Source organism: Pseudomonas rhizozeae, assembly GCF_031583775.1.
Taxonomy (GTDB): Bacteria; Pseudomonadota; Gammaproteobacteria; order Pseudomonadales; family Pseudomonadaceae; genus Aquipseudomonas.
This window is the reverse complement of the sequence record NZ_JAVLSB010000021.1, coordinates 24,015-41,937: the sequence shown is the minus strand read 5'-3', so window position 1 is coordinate 41,937 and position 17,923 is coordinate 24,015. Positions and strand designations below refer to the sequence as shown.

Here is a 17,923-nt window from a genome sequence, read left to right as displayed (position 1 = left end):
CTGCAAGCCCCGGCCGCTATAGCGCCCGTCGCCGTCGATCAAATTTCATCCAGTTCTAGACTGCATCCGCTATCGATCTACTGGTGTTCGAACTACTGACAACTAAAACAAATTGAACAACTTTTGAGCTGGGCGACAAGTTGGGTTTTAAGGTTAATAGCGCTCCGGCCGGCTGCACTTACTTAGTTGCCGGCACTTATCAAGGATGATCAGTAATGTTTAAGTTAAAAAGAACGGCGCTATTGCTGGCGGTTATCGCTGCGCAAGTTATTAGTTGGCAACCCGCGCTTGCCGCGGAGACAGCGCCCGGTATCAGTGATTTCAAGAAACCCTTCAACGAATATACCTGGGTCATGGCCCATAACGGTTTTCTGGATGAAATGCGCGCGCAACTTGATCGAGGTGTTCGTGGTTTTATGCTGGACTTGCACGTGGGCAACTTGAGCGGCGGTTCGACCGCTTACTTGTGCCATACGTTGGATACCTGGAAGTGTGATGTGCGCACCGACATGAAATTTTCCGATGCGCTGAACACGGTATTTCTGCCGTTCCTGCGGGCCAACCCTAATGCTGTGGTGACGGTCACCCTGGAAAACTACGTCGATCGTTCCGTGCTCAACAGCGCATTCGATGCGGTGCCGGGCCTGGCCGATGTTGTCTTTGATCCACGGGCCTATGCGGGCTCGCGGACCTGGCCGACGTTGGAACAGATCATTGCCAGCGGCAAGCGTCTGATCCTGCTGACTGATGGCCATCCCGGGGAATACATCATCAACGGCAAACCGCTCAACCTGCTCAAGGACAGCCAGTGGGAAAACCAGAACTATTGGGATCTGGGGCGGACTACGCTGCAACACGACTGGAGTTGCCCGTCGCGCTGGAGTTCGTACACACCTACCGTCGGCGCGGCTGGCTTCACCCAATGGCCACGGCTGTTTGTGATGAACCAGTTCCACAGTTTCGAAAAGAACGCGGCACATGCCGGCGATGTCGATAACAACCTCACCTACCTGGAACGTCGCGTTGACAACCATTGCGCCAGCCAATGGGGCAAGCGCACCCCGCCCAATTATTTGGGCATCGATTACAACCAGCGCGGTGATGCCCTGGCCTACGCCGCGGCACTGAGCCAGGGCGGTTATTACTTCTACGAGCAAAACAGCGCCAATGCCGCCGGTGACACCACCTGCGTGATTCCAGCGGGTCAGGATTACAACTTCAGCCTGCCGGCCCGTGGTTGTGAAAATGATGAAGCCCGGTCGCTCAAGTTGCGCGGTATTGCCAAAGGCACGCGAATTACTGTTTACGATGCATCGAATGGTGACTTGAAAGATGACCATGCCTATATCGACGTTAAACGCGATATCGGTCTGCATGAGTCTGTGGTGGTGGGTACGTTTGAAACTCAATACGAAGATGCGGACTTCAAGCTGACTTACATTCGTAATAACGGCTTGGACGGCAAAGTGTCGCGTATTGCGGTGGGCAAGACCCCGGTGGACTTCTCCGATGCCAGTGTCGTGTTGTATGAAGGTAACGGCGCCGGGCAGAACATTGTCTGCACGGTCAGTTTGGCCCGCAGTGCAAATTTTAATTTCAAGTCTGGCAACGCGTGCGCGAACGACGAAGCCAAGTCGGCAAAAATCCTCAAGGCCAAGGCCGGTTCCAGTTTCAGCGTGTACGGGAATTGGGATCAGAACCAGAATCAGGGATACGCCCGGGTAGATATCCTGCGTGACATCACTCAACCGGTGGTGGTCGGCAGTTTTGAGCGCAACTATGAAGGTGGGTCGTGGCGCATCACGCGCGGCGGGTCGTCCTCGCAACTCGACGGTAAAGTGTCGAGCATGACGGTCCAGCAACCTTGAGGCAAAAAAACGCCCGTCATTTAGACGGGCGTTTTTCGTTTCGTTAAGGCTCAGCCTTGCACTGGCACGCCTTTGAGGTAAGGCGCGGGTTCGGCGCCAAGGTTGTTCAGCAAGCGCTCGCTGTACCAGTCGACGAAATTCACTACGCCGAACTCATAGGTCTTGGAATAAGGCCCTGGCTGGTAGGCGGTGGAGTTAATCCCGCGCTGGTTTTCTTCGGCCAGGCGACGGTCCTGGTCATTGGTGGCGTCCCACACCTGGCGCATGCGGTCGACGTCGTAGTCCACGCCTTCAACGGCGTCCTTGTGCACGATCCACTTAGTCGTAACGATGGTTTCCTGAGCGCTGACCGGCCACACGGTGAACACGATGATGTGGTCGCCCATGCAATGGTTCCACGAATGCGGCAGGTGCAGGATGCGCATCGAGCCGAGGTCCGGGTTTTTGATCCGGCCCATGAGTTTCGCGCAGCCCTGCTTGCCGTCGAGGGTCATCGACACGGTGCCTTTGAGTAGCGGCATGCGCACGATGCGGTTGCGCAGGCCGAAACTGGCGTGGGCGTAAGGGATTTTCTCGGCTTCCCAGGCAGCGGCGGACGCGGCGACGTGGTCCTTGAAGGCCTGGTCGGCTCGAGGGTCGGTGACGTCGTCCCATTCCAGCAGGGTTTTCAACAGCTCCGGGTGCGAGGCGTTGCAGTGGTAGCACTCGCGATTGTTTTCCAGCACCAGCTTCCAGTTAGCCTTTTCTACCAGGGTGGTGGTAATCGCCACCTTGGTGTTCTCCATGTCGTAGGGTTCCATGTAGTGGTTCAGCGTCGACAGGAAGTCGTCGATAGCCGGTGGATTCTCCGCCAGGCTGATGAAGATGTAGCCCCCCGACGTCTTCACGTTCACCGGTTTGAGGCCGTACTGCTTCATGTCGAAGTCGGCGCCCATCTCGGTGCCGGCGAACAGCAGGCGGCCATCCAGTTCGTAGGTCCACTGGTGGTAATGGCACACGAGTTTGGCGACCTTGCCTTTGTCGCTGGTGCACAAGCGCGAGCCACGGTGGCGGCAGACGTTGTGAAACGCGTGGACCACGCCTTCGGCGCCGCGAATCACGATGATCGGATTCTTGCCGATTTGCAGGGTGATGTAATTGCCCTTGGACGGGATCTCGCAGGTCATGCCGGCGATCAACCACTCTTTCTGGAAGATTTCCTGCATGTCGATATCGAACAGGCGCTCGTCAGAGTAAAACGGCTGCGGCAACGAGAAAGTGCGCTCGCGCTCTTGCAGCATCTGCGCGGTGGCCTTGCGTGCGGGTTCCAGCGGATCGCCCAGGCTGATTTTTGCGGTGACGTCCATCGATTTGATCCTCAAGGCCATCTGCGTGGCCGGCGAAAGTGGCTAATCAGGTTTTTGCTACGCAAGGTGTGAAGCAGGTGTAAAGGATGTGTATGGATATGGGGCGAGTGTGGGGCCGGCGCACACCAGAACCTTATCCATGGGCGACATGGCCCAATCTGTTCCCGACGCGCAACCCCCGGTAGTTGGGGGCTGGTCGCGATAAGTATGTGAATGTCGCAGATAGGTAAATGGGCGATCTGCGCTATACGCAGAATCGCCACCATAAGGCCGAGCATCGGCGGTGGAGAACAGCATGTCCAACAGCTTCCTGAATCCGGTAACCACCCAGACCTGGGCCAATGGTCGGCATATCGTCCGTTGCGTCAAAGTCATCCAGGAAACCTGGGACGTGCGCACCTTCTGCTTCATGGCTGACCAGCCGATCCTGTTCTTCTTCAAACCGGGGCAGTTCGTCACCCTCGAGCTGGAAATCGAGGGCGTGCCGATCATGCGCTCGTACACCATCTCCAGTTCGCCGTCGGTGCCGTACAGCTTTTCGGTGACCATCAAACGCGTGCCGGGCGGCAAGGTCTCCAACTGGCTGCACGACACCCTGCACGAAGGCCAGGAGCTGGCAGTGCACGGGCCGGTCGGGCTGTTCAACGCCATGGACTTCCCGAGCCCGAAGGTGCTGTACCTCAGCGGCGGCGTCGGTATTACGCCGTGCATGTCGATGGCACGCTGGTTCTACGACACCAACGCCAATGTCGACATGACGTTTGTCCACAGCGCCCGCTCACCGAAAGACATCATTTACCACCGCGAGCTGGAGCACATGGCGTCGCGGATCGACAACTTCAGCCTGCACTTGATCTGTGAGAAACATGGCTTGGGCGAACCCTGGGCCGGCTATCGCGGGTACCTGAACCATAAGATGCTGGAACTGATGGTGCCGGACTTCATGGACCGCGAAGTGTTCTGCTGCGGCCCGACGCCGTACATGAACGCGGTCAAGCGCCTGCTCGAAGCCGCCGGTTTCGACATGGAGCGCTACCACGAGGAGTCCTTCGGCGCCACGCCACCGGAAGCCCGCGCCGACGCGGTGGAACAAGCCGAGCAAGCCGCCGACGCTCCGGAGCCGGATGCTGCCGATCTGCACCAAGTGGAATTCACCGCCTCCGGCAAGAGCATCCGCGTGGCGCCGGGCGAAACCGTCCACGCCGCCGCCGCCAAAGTCGGCCTGCTGATCCCGAAAGCCTGCGGCATGGGCATCTGCGGCACTTGCAAAGTGCTGAAACTGGGCGGCGAGGTCGAGATGGACCACAACGGCGGCATCACCGAAGAAGACGAAGCCGACGGCTTCATCCTGTCCTGCTGCAGCGTGCCGAAGGGTGATGTGCGGATTGAGTTCTAAACCCCAATCTGTGGCGAAGGAGCTTGTCGTGGCCCGAAAACTTTTGTAGCTCAGGAGCTTTTTGTGGCGAGGGAGCTTGCTCCCGCTGGGCAGCGCAGCAGACCCGATCCCTGACAACTGAGTGTGTCAGGTAGCCCGCGAGCTCAGTGTTCAGGGCCGCTGCGCGCCCCAACGGGGGCAAGCCCCCTCACCACAGAAGAGCAATCCCCTCACCAAAGGAATCGCATGGTTGCTTAGCGCGACATCACATCGCGAATATCCGCCGCCAGTTCACGCACGCGTTCTTCTTCGGTGTCCCACGAGCACATGAAGCGTGCGCCGCCGTTGCCGATGAAGGTGTAGAAGCGCCAGCCGCGGGCGGTGAGGGCGGTGATGGCGGGTTCCGAGAGTTGCAGGAACACGCCGTTGGCCTGCACCGGGAACATCAGCTCGACGCCGGGAATGTCGCTGACCAGTTCCGCCAGCAGTTGCGCGCAGTGGTTGGCGTGGCGGGCGTATTTGAGCCAGGCGTTGTTTTCCAGGATGCCGACCCACGGCGCTGACAGGAAGCGCATCTTCGAGGCCAATTGCCCAGCTTGTTTGCAGCGGTAGTCAAAGTCTTCGGCCAGTGTGTGGTTGAAGAACAGAATCGCCTCGCCCACCGCCATGCCGTTTTTCGTCCCGCCAAAACACAGCACGTCGACGCCGGCCTTCCAGGTCAGGTCCGCTGGGGTGCAGCCGAGGAACGCGCAGGCGTTGGAGAAACGCGCGCCGTCCATGTGCAGGTTCAGGCCCAGTTCCTTGCAGGTGGCGCTGATGGCGCGGATTTCGTCCGGTGTGTAGACGCTGCCGACTTCAGTGGCTTGGGTCAGGGTCACAACGCGGGGTTTAGGGTAGTGGATGTCCTGGCGCTTGAGCGCCACTTCGCGGATCGATTCCGGCGTCAGCTTGCCGTTTTCGGTGCGGGCGATCAGCAGTTTGGAGCCGTTGGAGAAGAATTCCGGGGCGCCACATTCGTCGGTTTCGACGTGGGCGGTTTCCGAGCAGATCACGCTGTGGTAACTCTGGCACAGCGACGACAGGGCCAGGGAGTTGGCCGCGGTGCCGTTGAAGGCGAAGAACACTTCACAGTCGGTTTCGAACAGCTTGCGGAAATCATCGGACGCGCGCGCGGTCCATTCATCGTCGCCATAGGCGCGCTGGTGGCCGTGGTTGGCCTGTTCCATGGCAGCCCAGGCTTCGGGGCAAATACCGGAATAGTTGTCGCTGGCGAATTGTTGGCTCTTGTCGGTCATGGCCGTTTTCCGTAATCGAGGCGCAAGGGATAAAAGCGCCGCGTGGTCAATGATGGTGCGCACTGTACCGAAGATCATCCGGCAAGCGCACGGGATGTTGCTTTCTGACAAACACAAGGAACGACGGCAATTATGCACATGCGCACACGCGACGGCGCGCTCGATCTGCTCAAGTGGCTGGCGCTGCTGAGCATGCTGCTTGATCACCTGCGATATGTCGGCTTCTCCGCCGATTGGCTGTATGTGCCGGGGCGCCTGGCGTTTCCCTGGTTCTGCCTGGCGATGGCGGCCAATCTCGCGCGGGCTGATAGCCTTAAAGTCGATGGCCGGTGGCGCTACCTTGGATGGTTACTGTTGTTCAGCGCCCTCAGCGAAATTCCCTACCGACTGTTCATACCCGATCCCGACACCCTGAACGTGTTGCCAACCCTGGTGCTTGGCCTGCTGGTGGCCCGTGGCTGGCAGCAGCCAACGTCCGTGGCGCGCTTGCTCTCGGTGGCTGCGGCGCTGCTGGCGATGCTGTTTTCCAAGTACCTGATGTTCGGTTTTTTCGGCGTGCTGCTGCCGCTGGCGTTGCTGCTGGTGTATCGCCGGCCGTGGTACTTCAGCCTGTTGGCGGGTCTGGTGTGCCTGGCTGCCAATCAATGGCAGGTGCTGTATCTCGCCGCCCGCGTTGGTAATGCTGCGGCGATTCTCGGGTTGATCGCATGCCTGATCGCGCCATTGCTCGGACTGTTCCTGTTGCGACACGCACAGGGCGTAAAACCACCGCCGATGCGGCGTTGGGCTTATGCGCTGTATCCGTTGCATTTCCTGTTGTTGCTGGCCGTGCGCCAGGTCATCGCCTGACACCGCTCACCTGTGGCGAGGGAGCTTGCTCCCGCTGGGTTGCGCAGCAGCCCCGGCCTGGCTGGCCTCTCAATACCTGATGCAGTGGGATACCAGGGCCGGGGAGTCCTTCGGCCTCTAGCGGGAGCAAGCTCCCTCGCCACGGAGCTATTCGCCACCGGGCCATTTCAGGCCATGTCGTAAACGCACCTTTGCGTGGCGTCCATAGGCATTTGGCCTGCCTGCGCCGGCCATACCATCGCATCCAAAGGGCACGGTCGAAAGACCCGTGCCTCACCGAGACGAAAGGCGCACAAGCCGCCGCTGGGAGAGACGCGATGTTCAGCAAGCAAGACCAGATCAAGGGTTACGACGATGCACTGCTGGCGGCGATGAATGCCGAGGAGCAACGCCAGGAAGATCACATCGAGCTGATCGCGTCAGAGAACTACACCAGCCAGCGCGTCATGGAAGCCCAGGGCAGCGGCCTGACCAACAAGTACGCCGAAGGCTATCCGGGCAAGCGCTACTACGGTGGCTGCGAGCACGTCGACAAGGTGGAAGCCCTGGCCATCGAACGCGCCAAGCAGCTGTTCGGCGCCGATTACGCCAACGTCCAGCCGCACTCCGGTTCCTCGGCCAACAGCGCCGTGTACCTGGCGCTGATCCAGCCGGGCGACACCATCCTCGGCATGAGCCTGGCCCACGGCGGCCACCTGACCCACGGCGCCAAAGTGTCGTCCTCGGGCAAGCTGTACAACGCCGTTCAGTACGGTATCAACACCGATACCGGTCTGATCGATTACGACGAAGTCGAGCGTCTCGCCGTCGAGTGCCAGCCAAAAATGATCGTCGCCGGTTTCTCTGCGTACTCCAAGACCCTGGATTTCCCGCGTTTCCGTCAGATCGCCGACAAGGTCGGTGCACTGCTGTTCGTCGACATGGCGCATGTGGCCGGTCTGGTTGCCGCTGGCCTGTACCCGAACCCGCTGCCGTACGCCGATGTGGTCACGACCACCACGCACAAAACCCTGCGCGGTCCACGGGGCGGTCTGATCCTGGCCAAGTCCAACGAAGAAATCGAGAAGAAGCTCAACGCCGCGGTATTCCCCGGCGCCCAGGGCGGCCCGTTGATGCATGTGATCGCCGGCAAAGCGGTGTGCTTCAAGGAAGCGCTGGAGCCTGGCTTCAAGGCGTATCAGCAGCAGGTGATCGACAACGCCCAGGCCATGGCCGGCGTATTCATCAAGCGCGGTTATGACGTGGTGTCCGGCGGCACCGACAACCACCTGTTCCTGGTCAGCCTGATCCGCCAGGGCCTCACCGGCAAAGACGCCGACGCCGCGCTGGGTCGCGCCCACATCACCGTCAACAAAAACGCCGTGCCGAACGACCCGCAATCGCCGTTCGTGACCTCCGGCCTGCGCATCGGCACCCCGGCCGTGACCACCCGTGGCTTCAAGGTCAGCCAGTGCACCGAACTCGCCGGCTGGATCTGCGACATCCTCGACAACCTCGGCGATGCCGACGTCGAAGCGAACGTCGCCAAGCAAGTCGCGGCCCTGTGCGCCGACTTCCCGGTTTATCGTTGAGTGCGGTTTTGGAGTAAATGACTATGCAACGCTACTCAGGCTTCGGCCTCTTCAAGCACTCTCTGAGCCACCACGAAAACTGGCAGAAAATGTGGCGCACGCCGACCCCGAAAAAGGTCTACGACGTGGTCATCGTCGGCGGTGGCGGGCATGGTCTGGCGACTGCTTACTACCTGGCCAAGGAGCACGGCATCACCAACGTCGCCGTGGTCGAGAAAGGCTGGCTGGGCGGCGGTAACACCGCGCGCAACACCACCATCGTGCGTTCCAACTACCTGTGGGACGAATCGGCGCACCTGTACGAGCACGCGATGAAACTGTGGGAAGGTCTGTCCCAGGACCTCAACTACAACGTGATGTTCTCCCAGCGCGGCGTCTACAACCTGTGCCACACCCTGCAGGACATCCGTGATTCCGAGCGTCGGGTCAGCGCCAACCGCCTCAACGGCGTCGATGGCGAACTGCTCGATGCCAAGCAAGTCGCCGACGAGATCCCGTACCTCGACTGCTCGAAAAACACCCGCTACCCGGTGATGGGCGCCACCGTCCAGCGTCGCGGCGGTGTGGCCCGTCACGATGCCGTGGCCTGGGGCTTTGCCCGCGCCGCCGACGCCCTCGGCGTGGACCTGATCCAGCAGACCGAAGTGATCGGTTTCCGCAAGGAAAACGGCGTATGCATCGGCGTGGAAACCAACAAAGGCTTTATCGGCGCCAAACGCGTCGGCGTGGTCACCGCCGGTAACTCCGGGCACATGGCCAGACTCGCCGGTTTCCGCCTGCCGATCGAATCTCATCCGCTGCAAGCGCTGGTGTCCGAGCCGATCAAGCCGATTATCGACAGCGTGATCATGTCCAACGCCGTGCACGGTTACATCAGCCAGTCCGACAAAGGCGACCTGGTAATCGGTGCCGGCATCGACGGCTACAACGGCTACGGCCAGCGCGGTTCGTACCCGGTGATCGAGCACACCATCCAGGCCATCGTCGAGATGTTCCCGGTGCTCTCGCGGGTGCGCATGAACCGTCAGTGGGGCGGCATCGTCGACACCACGCCGGACGCCTGCCCGATCATCTCGAAAACCCCGGTACCGAACATGTTCTTCAACTGCGGTTGGGGCACCGGTGGCTTCAAGGCCACGCCCGGCTCGGGCAACGTGTTTGCCGCGAGCCTGGCCAAGGGTGAAATGCACCCATTGGCCGCTCCTTTCTCCATCGACCGTTTCCACAACGGTGCGTTGATCGATGAACACGGCGCAGCTGCGGTCGCCCACTAACAGGAGAAATCCCTATGTTGCATATCTTCTGTCCTCACTGCGGCGAACTGCGCTCCGAAGAGGAATTCCACGCATCCGGCCAGGCGCACATCCCGCGTCCACTGGACCCGGCGGCCTGCACCGACGAGGAGTGGGGCGACTACATGTTCTTCCGCGACAACCCGCGCGGCCTGCACCATGAGTTGTGGATTCACGCTGCCGGTTGCCGCCAGTACTTCAACGCGACCCGCGACACCGTGACCTACGAAATTCTCGAAACCTACAAGATCGGCACCAAGCCACAATTCACCGACAAGACCGAGAGCCCGAAAGCGGCGACCACGGCTCTGGGAGAGAAGGTATGAGCCAGATCAATCGCCTGTCCAACGGCGGCCGGATCGACCGCAACAAAGTGCTGAGCTTCACCTTCAACGGCCAGACTTACAAAGGCTTTGAAGGCGATTCCCTGGCGGCTGCGCTGCTGGCCAACGGTGTCGACATCATCGGCCGCAGCTTCAAGTATTCGCGGCCGCGCGGCATCTTCGCCGCCGGTGCCGAAGAGCCCAACGCGGTGCTGCAGATCGGCGCCACCGAAGCCACGCAAATCCCGAACGTGCGCGCCACGCAACAGGCGCTGTATCAGGGCCTGGTCGCCACCAGCACTAACGGTTGGCCGAGCGTCAACAATGACGTGATGGGGATTCTCGGCAAGGTCGGCGGCAAGCTGATGCCGCCGGGCTTCTACTACAAAACCTTCATGTACCCGCAATCGTTCTGGATGACTTACGAAAAGTACATTCGTAAGGCCGCCGGCCTGGGTCGCTCGCCGACCGAGAACGATCCGGACACCTACGACTACATGAACCAGCACTGCGACGTGCTGATCGTCGGCGCCGGCCCGGCTGGCCTGGCGGCCGCACTGGCCGCCGCGCGCAGCGGGGCCCGGGTGATCCTGGCCGATGAACAGGAAGAGTTCGGCGGCAGCCTGCTCGATTCCCGCGAAAGCCTCGACGGCAAACCCGCGGCTGAATGGGTGGCGAGCGTTATCGCCGAATTGAAAGACACGCCGGACGTGCTGTTGTTGTCGCGCGCCACGGTCAACGGTTACCACGACCACAACTTCCTGACCATTCACGAACGCCTGACCGATCACCTCGGCGACCGCGCGCCGATTGGCCAGGTGCGCCAGCGCATCCACCGGGTTCGCGCCAAGCGTGTGGTACTGGCGACCGGTACCCATGAACGTCCGCTGGTCTATGGCAACAACGACGTGCCGGGCAACATGCTGGCCGGTGCGGTGTCGACTTACGTGCGCCGCTACGGCGTGGCGCCGGGCAAGAAACTGGTGCTGTCGACCAACAACGATCACGCCTACCGCGTGGCCCTGGATTGGCTGGATGCGAGCCTGCAAGTGGTCGCCATCGCCGATGCCCGCAGCAACCCGCGCGGTGCGCTGGTGGAAGAGGCGCGCGCCAAAGGCATCCGCATCCTCACCGGCAGCGCCGTGATCGAAGCCCGTGGCACCAAGCGTGTGACTGCTGCGCGCATCGCCGCGATCGACGTTAAAGCCCACAAAGTCACCAGCCCAGGCGAGTGGCTCGACTGCGACCTGGTGGCCAGCTCCGGCGGCTACAGCCCGGTGGTTCACCTGGCGTCGCACTTGGGTGGCAAGCCGATCTGGCGTGAAGACATCCTCGGTTTCGTACCGGGCGAAGCGCCGCAGAAACGCGTGTGCGTTGGCGGCATCAATGGCGTCTACGGTCTCGGCGATACGCTCGCCGACGGTTTCGAAGGTGGCGCCCGCGCGGCCAGTGAAGCCGGTTTCGGCGTGGTCGAAGGCACCTTGCCGAAAGCCTTGAGCCGTCTTGAAGAGCCAACCTTGGCGCTGTTCCAGGTGCCGCACGAAAAGAACTCGGCGCGTGCACCGAAGCAATTCGTCGACTTCCAGAACGACGTCACTGCCGGCGGCATCGAACTGGCGACCCGTGAAGGTTTTGAGTCGGTCGAACACGTCAAGCGCTACACCGCGCTCGGCTTCGGCACCGACCAAGGCAAGCTCGGCAACGTCAACGGCCTGGCGATTGCGGCTCGCTCGCTGAACGTGACCATCCCGCAGATGGGCACCACCATGTTCCGCCCGAACTACACGCCGGTGACCTTCGGCGCGGTGGCCGGTCGGCACTGCGGGCACATCTTCGAACCGGTGCGCTTCACTGCGCTGCACCACTGGCACCTGAAAAACGGCGCCGAGTTCGAAGACGTCGGCCAATGGAAGCGCCCATGGTACTTCCCGAAAAACGGTGAAGACCTGCACGCCGCCGTGAAACGCGAATGCAAAGCCGTGCGCGACAGCGTCGGCCTGCTGGACGCCTCGACCCTGGGCAAGATCGACATTCAGGGCCCGGATGCCCGCGAGTTCCTCAACCGCATCTACACCAACGCCTGGACCAAGCTCGACGTGGGCAAAGCCCGCTACGGCCTGATGTGCAAAGAAGACGGCATGGTCTTCGACGACGGCGTGACGGCTTGCCTGGCCGACAACCATTTCGTCATGACCACCACCACCGGCGGCGCGGCGCGCGTACTGCAATGGCTGGAAATTTACCAACAGACCGAATGGCCAGACCTGAAGGTGTACTTCACGTCCGTGACCGATCATTGGGCAACCATGACCCTGTCCGGGCCGAACAGCCGTAAGCTGCTCAGCGAAGTCACGGACATTGATTTGAGCAACGATGCCTTCCCGTTCATGACCTGGAAAGAAGGCCTGGTCGGCGGTGTGCCGGCGCGGGTGTTCCGGATTTCGTTTACCGGTGAGCTGTCCTACGAAGTCAACGTGCAGGCCGACTACGCCATGGGCGTGCTGGAAAAAATCGTCGAGGCTGGCAAGCAGTACAACCTGACCCCGTACGGCACCGAGACCATGCACGTGCTGCGCGCTGAAAAGGGCTTCATCATCGTCGGCCAGGACACTGACGGCTCGATGACTCCGGACGACTTGAACATGGGCTGGTGCGTCGGTCGCACCAAACCGTTCTCGTGGATCGGCCAGCGCGGCATGAATCGTGAAGACTGTGGGCGGGATCAACGCAAGCAACTGGTGGGCCTCAAGCCGATCGACCCGACCAAATGGCTGCCGGAAGGCGCGCAACTGGTGTTCAACACCAAGCAAGCGATCCCGATGACCATGGTCGGCCACGTGACCTCAAGCTACGCGCACAACTCCCTGGGCTATTCGTTTGCCATGGGCGTGGTCAAGGGCGGCTTGAAGCGCATGGGCGAGCGGGTGTTCGCACCGCTGGCCGATGGCAGCGTGATCGAGGCGGAAATCGTGTCGTCGGTATTCTTCGATCCGAAGGGTGAGCGGCAGAACATCTAACACCACAGTCCCTGTGGGAGCGTGGCTTGCCCGCGATGGCGTCAGACCAGACAACACCTCTGCGACTGACGAATCGCCATCGCTGGCAAGCCAGCTCCCACAGGGTATGAAGAATTCAGGAACAGGTGCTTTATGACCACAGCCAATGTGTACCAACAACGCCCGACCACCGGGGCCAAGGCCGAGTCGTCGCTGCATCATGCCGACCTCGCCAGCCTGGTGGGCAAGGGCCGCAAAAATGCCGGCGTGATCGTGCGGGAAAAGAAACTCCTCGGCCACTTGACCCTCCGTGGCGACGGCCATGATGCCGCGTTCGCCGCCGGTGTGCACAAAGCCCTGGGCATCGAATTGCCGGGTGCGCTGGCCGTCATCGTCAAGGGCGAGACCAGCCTGCAATGGATGGGCCCGGATGAGTGGCTGCTGATCGTGCCGACCGGCGAAGAATTCGCCGCCGAACAGAAACTCCGTGAAGCGCTGGGTGACCTGCACATCCAGATCGTCAACGTCAGCGGCGGCCAGCAGATCCTCGAACTGAGCGGCCCGAACGTGCGCCAGGTGCTGATGAAGTCCACCAGCTACGACGTGCACCCCAACAGCTTCCCGGTGGGCAAAGCCGTGGGCACCGTGTTTGCGAAGTCGCAACTGGTGATCCGCCACACCGCCGAAGACACCTGGGAACTGCTGATTCGCCGCAGCTTCTCGGATTACTGGTGGTTGTGGTTGCAGGATGCGTCGGCTGAGTACGGCTTGAGCGTTCAGGCCTGACTAGTATTGAGTGGGGACTGCTTTTGTGGCGAGGGAGCTTGCTCCCGCTCGGCTGCGAAGCAGTCGCAACCCATGCGAGCGCATTCTTTCTGGAAGAACGCAGTTGCTGATTTTAGGGTTGCTTCGCAACCCAGCGGGAGCAAGCTCCCTCGCCACAGAACTTATTCGCCACACAGTTCGTTCTGCTCACAGATGTTGAAACAGGAGTCACCGCACCATGAGCCGCGCCCCAGACACATGGATTTTGACTGCCGACTGCCCTAGCGTGCTCGGCACGGTGGATGCGGTTACCCGCTTTTTGTTCGAGCAGGGCTGCTACGTCACCGAGCACCATTCCTTCGATGACCGGCTCTCGGGCCGTTTCTTCATTCGTGTGGAATTCCGTCAGCCGGACGGCTTTGACGAGCAGGGTTTCCGCGCTGGCTTGGCCGAGCGGGGTCAGGCCTTCGGCATGATCTTCGAGCTGACCGCGCCGAACTACCGGCCGAAAGTGGTGATCATGGTCTCCAAGGCCGATCACTGCCTCAACGACTTGCTCTACCGCCAGCGCATCGGCCAATTGTCGATGGACGTGGTCGCGGTGGTGTCCAACCACCCGGACCTCAAGCCGCTGGCCGACTGGCACCAGATCCCCTACTACCATTTCCCCCTGGACCCCAATGACAAACCGTCCCAGGAGCGTCAGGTGTGGCAAGTGGTGGAAGACTCCGGCGCTGAACTGGTGATCCTTGCGCGCTACATGCAGGTGCTGTCGCCGGAGCTGTGCCGCAAGCTCGATGGCAAGGCGATCAACATTCATCACTCGCTGCTGCCGGGTTTCAAGGGCGCCAAGCCGTATCACCAGGCCTACAACAAAGGCGTAAAACTGGTCGGCGCCACGGCGCACTACATCAATAACGACCTCGACGAAGGCCCGATCATTGCCCAGGGTGTCGAGGTGGTGGACCACAGTCACTACCCGGAAGATTTGATCGCCAAGGGGCGGGATATCGAGGGCCTGACGTTGGCACGGGCGGTGGGTTATCACATTGAGCGCAGGGTGTTTTTGAACGCCAATCGCACGGTCGTTCTTTAGATCGCCATCGCTGGCAAGCCAGCTCCCACAGGGATGTGTGAATCCACCACGAATCCTGTGGGAGCTGGCTTGCCAGCGATGAGGCCTTAACAGGCAATACAACAATCAGCATCTGTACCCGAGCATTTAACGCGCTGCCTGCCTGGGCAACGCAGTTCCATAAAAACAACAGCGAGGTGAAAGCATGTCTGGCAATCGTGGTGTGGTGTATCTCGGCAGTGGCAAGGTCGAAGTGCAGAAAATCGACTATCCGAAAATGCAGGACCCGCGCGGCAGGAAGATCGAACACGGCGTCATCCTGCGTGTGGTGTCCACCAACATCTGTGGTTCCGACCAGCACATGGTGCGCGGCCGGACCACGGCGCAGACCGGTCTGGTGCTGGGCCATGAAATTACCGGTGAAGTGATCGAAAAGGGCAGCGACGTCGAGAACCTGAAGATCGGTGATCTGGTGTCGGTGCCGTTCAACGTTGCGTGCGGGCGCTGCCGTTCCTGCAAAGAGCAACACACCGGCGTGTGCCTGACCGTTAACCCGGCCCGTGCCGGTGGCGCCTATGGCTATGTCGACATGGGCGACTGGACCGGCGGCCAGGCCGAATACGTGCTGGTGCCGTACGCCGATTTCAACCTGCTCAAACTGCCGGACCGCGACAAGGCCATGGAGAAAATCCGTGACCTGACCTGCCTCTCCGACATCCTGCCGACCGGTTACCACGGTGCCGTCACCGCAGGCGTGGGCCCCGGCAGCACGGTGTACATCGCCGGTGCTGGCCCTGTCGGCCTGGCCGCTGCCGCTTCCGCTCGGCTGTTGGGCGCGGCGGTGGTGATCATCGGCGACGTCAACTCGATCCGCCTGGCGCACGCCAAGGCTCAGGGTTTTGAAGTGGTCGACCTGTCGACCGACACCCCGCTGCATGAACAGATCGCCGCATTGCTGGGCGAGCCTGAGGTGGACTGCGCGGTGGACTGCGTGGGCTTCGAAGCCCGTGGTCACGGCCATGACGGCGTGAAGCACGAGGCCCCGGCCACCGTGCTCAACTCGCTGATGGGCGTGGTTCGCGTAGCAGGCAAGATCGGTATCCCTGGCCTGTACGTCACCGAAGATCCGGGCGCCGTGGACGCCGCCGCGAAAATGGGCAGCCTGAGCATCCGCTTCGGCCTCGGCTGGGCCAAGTCCCACAGCTTCCACACCGGCCAGACTCCGGTGATGAAGTACAACCGCCAGTTGATGCAGGCGATCATGTGGGACCGCATCCACATTGCCGACATCGTCGGCGTGGAAGTCATCAGCCTGGATGACGCCCCACGCGGCTATGGCGAGTTCGATGCCGGTGTGCCGAAGAAATTCGTGATCGACCCGCACAAGTTGTTCAGCGCGGCGTAAGTGTTCATGCGGTGATAAGCGGCGACCTTCGGGTCGCCGTTTTTTTTCCAAAAACGCTGCGACCGGCGCACGGGGGAACATGTGGCGGCGGTGTCAGTCCAAACCGCAGTTTTCCGGCCGTTAGCGCGGGCGGTTTTGATGGCACAAGAGGATGTCTGGATGAAGATTTCACGCGGTTTTGCCCTGGCCTCACTGATGACCGTCGCGGCGGGCCCGGTGTTTGCCGCCGGTTTCAGCCTCGATGACGTGAACAAAGCGGTGTCCGGCATGCAGGGCGGCAACAATGCCGCGACGCAAGCGGCGCCGACCTCGGAAACCGCCGGCCTGCTCGGGGCGCTGACCAAGCAACTGGGCGTCACCCCGCAGCAAGCGGTGGGCGGTACCGGCGCCATGTTGGGGCTGGCGAAGAACAAACTGAGTTCGACCGATTATTCGCAACTGGCCAAGGAAGTGCCAGGGCTGGACAAGCTGTCCGGTGGCGGCGAGATGGGTGCACTGGCCGGTCTGCTCGGCTCGTCGGGCAAGTCCGCCGGCCTCGAAAATGCGCTGGGTAACGTCAAGGACACCAGTGACCTGAACAGCGCGTTCGGCGCGCTGGGCATGGACAGCGGCATGATCGGCCAGTTTGCCCCGGTGATCCTGCAATACCTCGGCCAGCAAGGCGTCGGCGGCTCGTTGCTGCAAAGCCTGGGCGGGATCTGGGGCACCGGCAGCTAAAGGCGTTCGCCGCGCAAAGTGGCGATCCGCTGGTCTTTCTCGGTCCAGAGCTGGTTGACCCAGTTCTGGACGTGCTGACGAAACACCGGATCGTTTTCGTAATCGCCTTGCCACAGTGCCGGGTCAAGGTCGCGGGTCTGGATGTCGATGATGACCTTGGGCACCGCGCCGCTGATCAAATCCCAAAACCCCGGAATCTTCTGCTGCGGATACACCACCGTGACGTCGAGGATTGCGTCCAGTTGTTCGCCCATCGCCGCCAGTACAAACGCCACGCCGCCGGCCTTGGGTCGCAGCAGGTGGGTGAAGGGTGACTGCTGCTGGGTGCTTTTCGCCGCTGTGTAGCGGGTGCCTTCGAGGTAATTGACCACGGTCACCGGTTGGCGCTTGAACAACTCGCACGCGGCTTTGGTGATCTCCAGATCCTTGCCGGCCAGCTCAGGGTTTTTCGCCACGAAGGCCTTGGAGTAGCGCTTCATGAACGGGTAATCCAGCGCCCACCAGGCGAGGCCGAGGAACGGCACCCAGATCAGTTCTTTCTTGAGAAAGAATTTGAAGAACGGCGTGCGCCGGTTCAACGCCTGGATCAGCGCCGGTATGTCGACCCAGGATTGGTGGTTGCTGATCACCAGGTACGAAGTGTCGCCGCGCAGATCGACGCCGCCACGGATGTCCCACTGCGTGGGGATGCACAGCTTGAAGATCAGCTTGTCGATCTCGGCCCAGGTCTCGGCGATCCACATCACCGCCCACGAAGCGTAATCGCGAAAGCGGCCGGGCAGGACCAGTTTGAGCAGGGCAAACACCATCAGCGGCCCGATCAGGACCAGGGTGTTGAGCAGTAACAGCAGGGTAACCAGACAGCCGGTGAGCAGGCGGCGCATAAGTAACTCTTGAAAACGGTTGGGCGCGCCATGATAAGCAGCTTCGCGCGGCAGGCCAAATCGACGGCGACGAATGTTTCACTTTTGCACCGGTATGCTCCACGGCTTGGCCACAGGCTCGGCGCTGCTCCAACTATCGGTGCTTTTCGCGGTCTAGACTCC

At 61.2% G+C, this 17,923-nt stretch carries 14 protein-coding genes; 11 read left to right on the top strand and 3 right to left on the bottom strand.

Annotated features, from left to right (window positions below; translation table 11 throughout):
• Nucleotides 1-215 precede the first annotated feature (215 nt).
• Nucleotides 216-1,868: a PI-PLC domain-containing protein gene (locus tag RG836_RS04455; RefSeq protein WP_310843537.1), complete on the top strand. Its 1,653-nt coding sequence runs from the start codon at nucleotides 216-218 to the stop codon at nucleotides 1,866-1,868.
• A 50-nt stretch (nucleotides 1,869-1,918) separates the two neighbouring features.
• Here RG836_RS04455 and gbcA read toward each other — a convergent pair whose 3' ends face one another.
• Complete coding sequence (gene gbcA, locus RG836_RS04450; RefSeq protein WP_310843535.1) at nucleotides 1,919-3,214, bottom strand: glycine-betaine demethylase subunit GbcA; 1,296 nt, start codon at nucleotides 3,212-3,214, stop codon at nucleotides 1,919-1,921.
• Nucleotides 3,215-3,509: 295 nt separating this feature from the next.
• Here gbcA and gbcB point away from each other — a divergent pair, with 295 nt between their 5' ends.
• Nucleotides 3,510-4,610 (top strand): glycine-betaine demethylase subunit GbcB, encoded by a 1,101-nt coding sequence (gene gbcB / locus RG836_RS04445; protein ID WP_310843534.1) that lies wholly within the window; start codon nucleotides 3,510-3,512, stop codon nucleotides 4,608-4,610.
• 233 nt (nucleotides 4,611-4,843) lie between these two features.
• On the opposite strand, the gene RG836_RS04440 is transcribed toward gbcB, so the two are convergent.
• A complete protein-coding gene (locus RG836_RS04440) occupies nucleotides 4,844-5,884 on the bottom strand; it encodes a threonine aldolase family protein (protein WP_310843533.1) in 1,041 nt (346 codons plus the stop codon).
• A gap of 132 nt (nucleotides 5,885-6,016) precedes the next feature.
• Here RG836_RS04440 and RG836_RS04435 point away from each other — a divergent pair, with 132 nt between their 5' ends.
• From RG836_RS04435 to RG836_RS04395, 9 genes are all read left to right on the top strand, one after another.
• A complete protein-coding gene (locus RG836_RS04435; protein WP_310843532.1) occupies nucleotides 6,017-6,733 on the top strand; it encodes a TraX family protein in 717 nt (238 codons plus the stop codon).
• Nucleotides 6,734-7,050: 317 nt separating this feature from the next.
• A complete protein-coding gene (gene glyA / locus RG836_RS04430; RefSeq protein WP_310843530.1) occupies nucleotides 7,051-8,304 on the top strand; it encodes a serine hydroxymethyltransferase in 1,254 nt (417 codons plus the stop codon).
• Nucleotides 8,305-8,327: 23 nt separating this feature from the next.
• Complete coding sequence (locus RG836_RS04425) at nucleotides 8,328-9,578, top strand: sarcosine oxidase subunit beta (RefSeq protein ID WP_310843528.1); 1,251 nt, start codon at nucleotides 8,328-8,330, stop codon at nucleotides 9,576-9,578.
• Between the two features lie 14 nt (nucleotides 9,579-9,592).
• Nucleotides 9,593-9,922, top strand: a complete 330-nt coding sequence (locus RG836_RS04420) for a sarcosine oxidase subunit delta (protein ID WP_310843526.1) — start codon at nucleotides 9,593-9,595, stop codon at nucleotides 9,920-9,922.
• Nucleotides 9,919-12,936 carry a sarcosine oxidase subunit alpha gene (locus tag RG836_RS04415; protein WP_310843525.1) on the top strand — a complete coding sequence of 1,006 codons (3,018 nt, stop codon included), beginning with the start codon at nucleotides 9,919-9,921 and terminating at the stop codon, nucleotides 12,934-12,936. The genes RG836_RS04420 and RG836_RS04415 overlap by 4 nt, the downstream gene beginning before the upstream one ends.
• A 132-nt stretch (nucleotides 12,937-13,068) precedes the next feature.
• Nucleotides 13,069-13,701, top strand: coding sequence for a sarcosine oxidase subunit gamma (locus tag RG836_RS04410; RefSeq protein WP_310843524.1), 633 nt, complete (start codon nucleotides 13,069-13,071; stop codon nucleotides 13,699-13,701).
• 217 nt (nucleotides 13,702-13,918) lie between these two features.
• Entirely contained in the window at nucleotides 13,919-14,776 is an 858-nt protein-coding gene (gene purU / locus RG836_RS04405) for a formyltetrahydrofolate deformylase (protein WP_310843523.1), read from the top strand.
• A gap of 184 nt (nucleotides 14,777-14,960) precedes the next feature.
• Nucleotides 14,961-16,160, top strand: coding sequence for a formaldehyde dehydrogenase, glutathione-independent (gene fdhA, locus RG836_RS04400; protein ID WP_310843521.1), 1,200 nt, complete (start codon nucleotides 14,961-14,963; stop codon nucleotides 16,158-16,160).
• Between the two features lie 159 nt (nucleotides 16,161-16,319).
• Nucleotides 16,320-16,877: a DUF2780 domain-containing protein gene (locus RG836_RS04395; protein ID WP_310843520.1), complete on the top strand. Its 558-nt coding sequence runs from the start codon at nucleotides 16,320-16,322 to the stop codon at nucleotides 16,875-16,877.
• Here RG836_RS04395 and RG836_RS04390 read toward each other — a convergent pair.
• Complete coding sequence (locus RG836_RS04390) at nucleotides 16,874-17,761, bottom strand: acyltransferase (RefSeq protein ID WP_310843519.1); 888 nt, start codon at nucleotides 17,759-17,761, stop codon at nucleotides 16,874-16,876. The genes RG836_RS04395 and RG836_RS04390 overlap by 4 nt on opposite strands.
• Nucleotides 17,762-17,923: the final 162 nt, after the last annotated feature.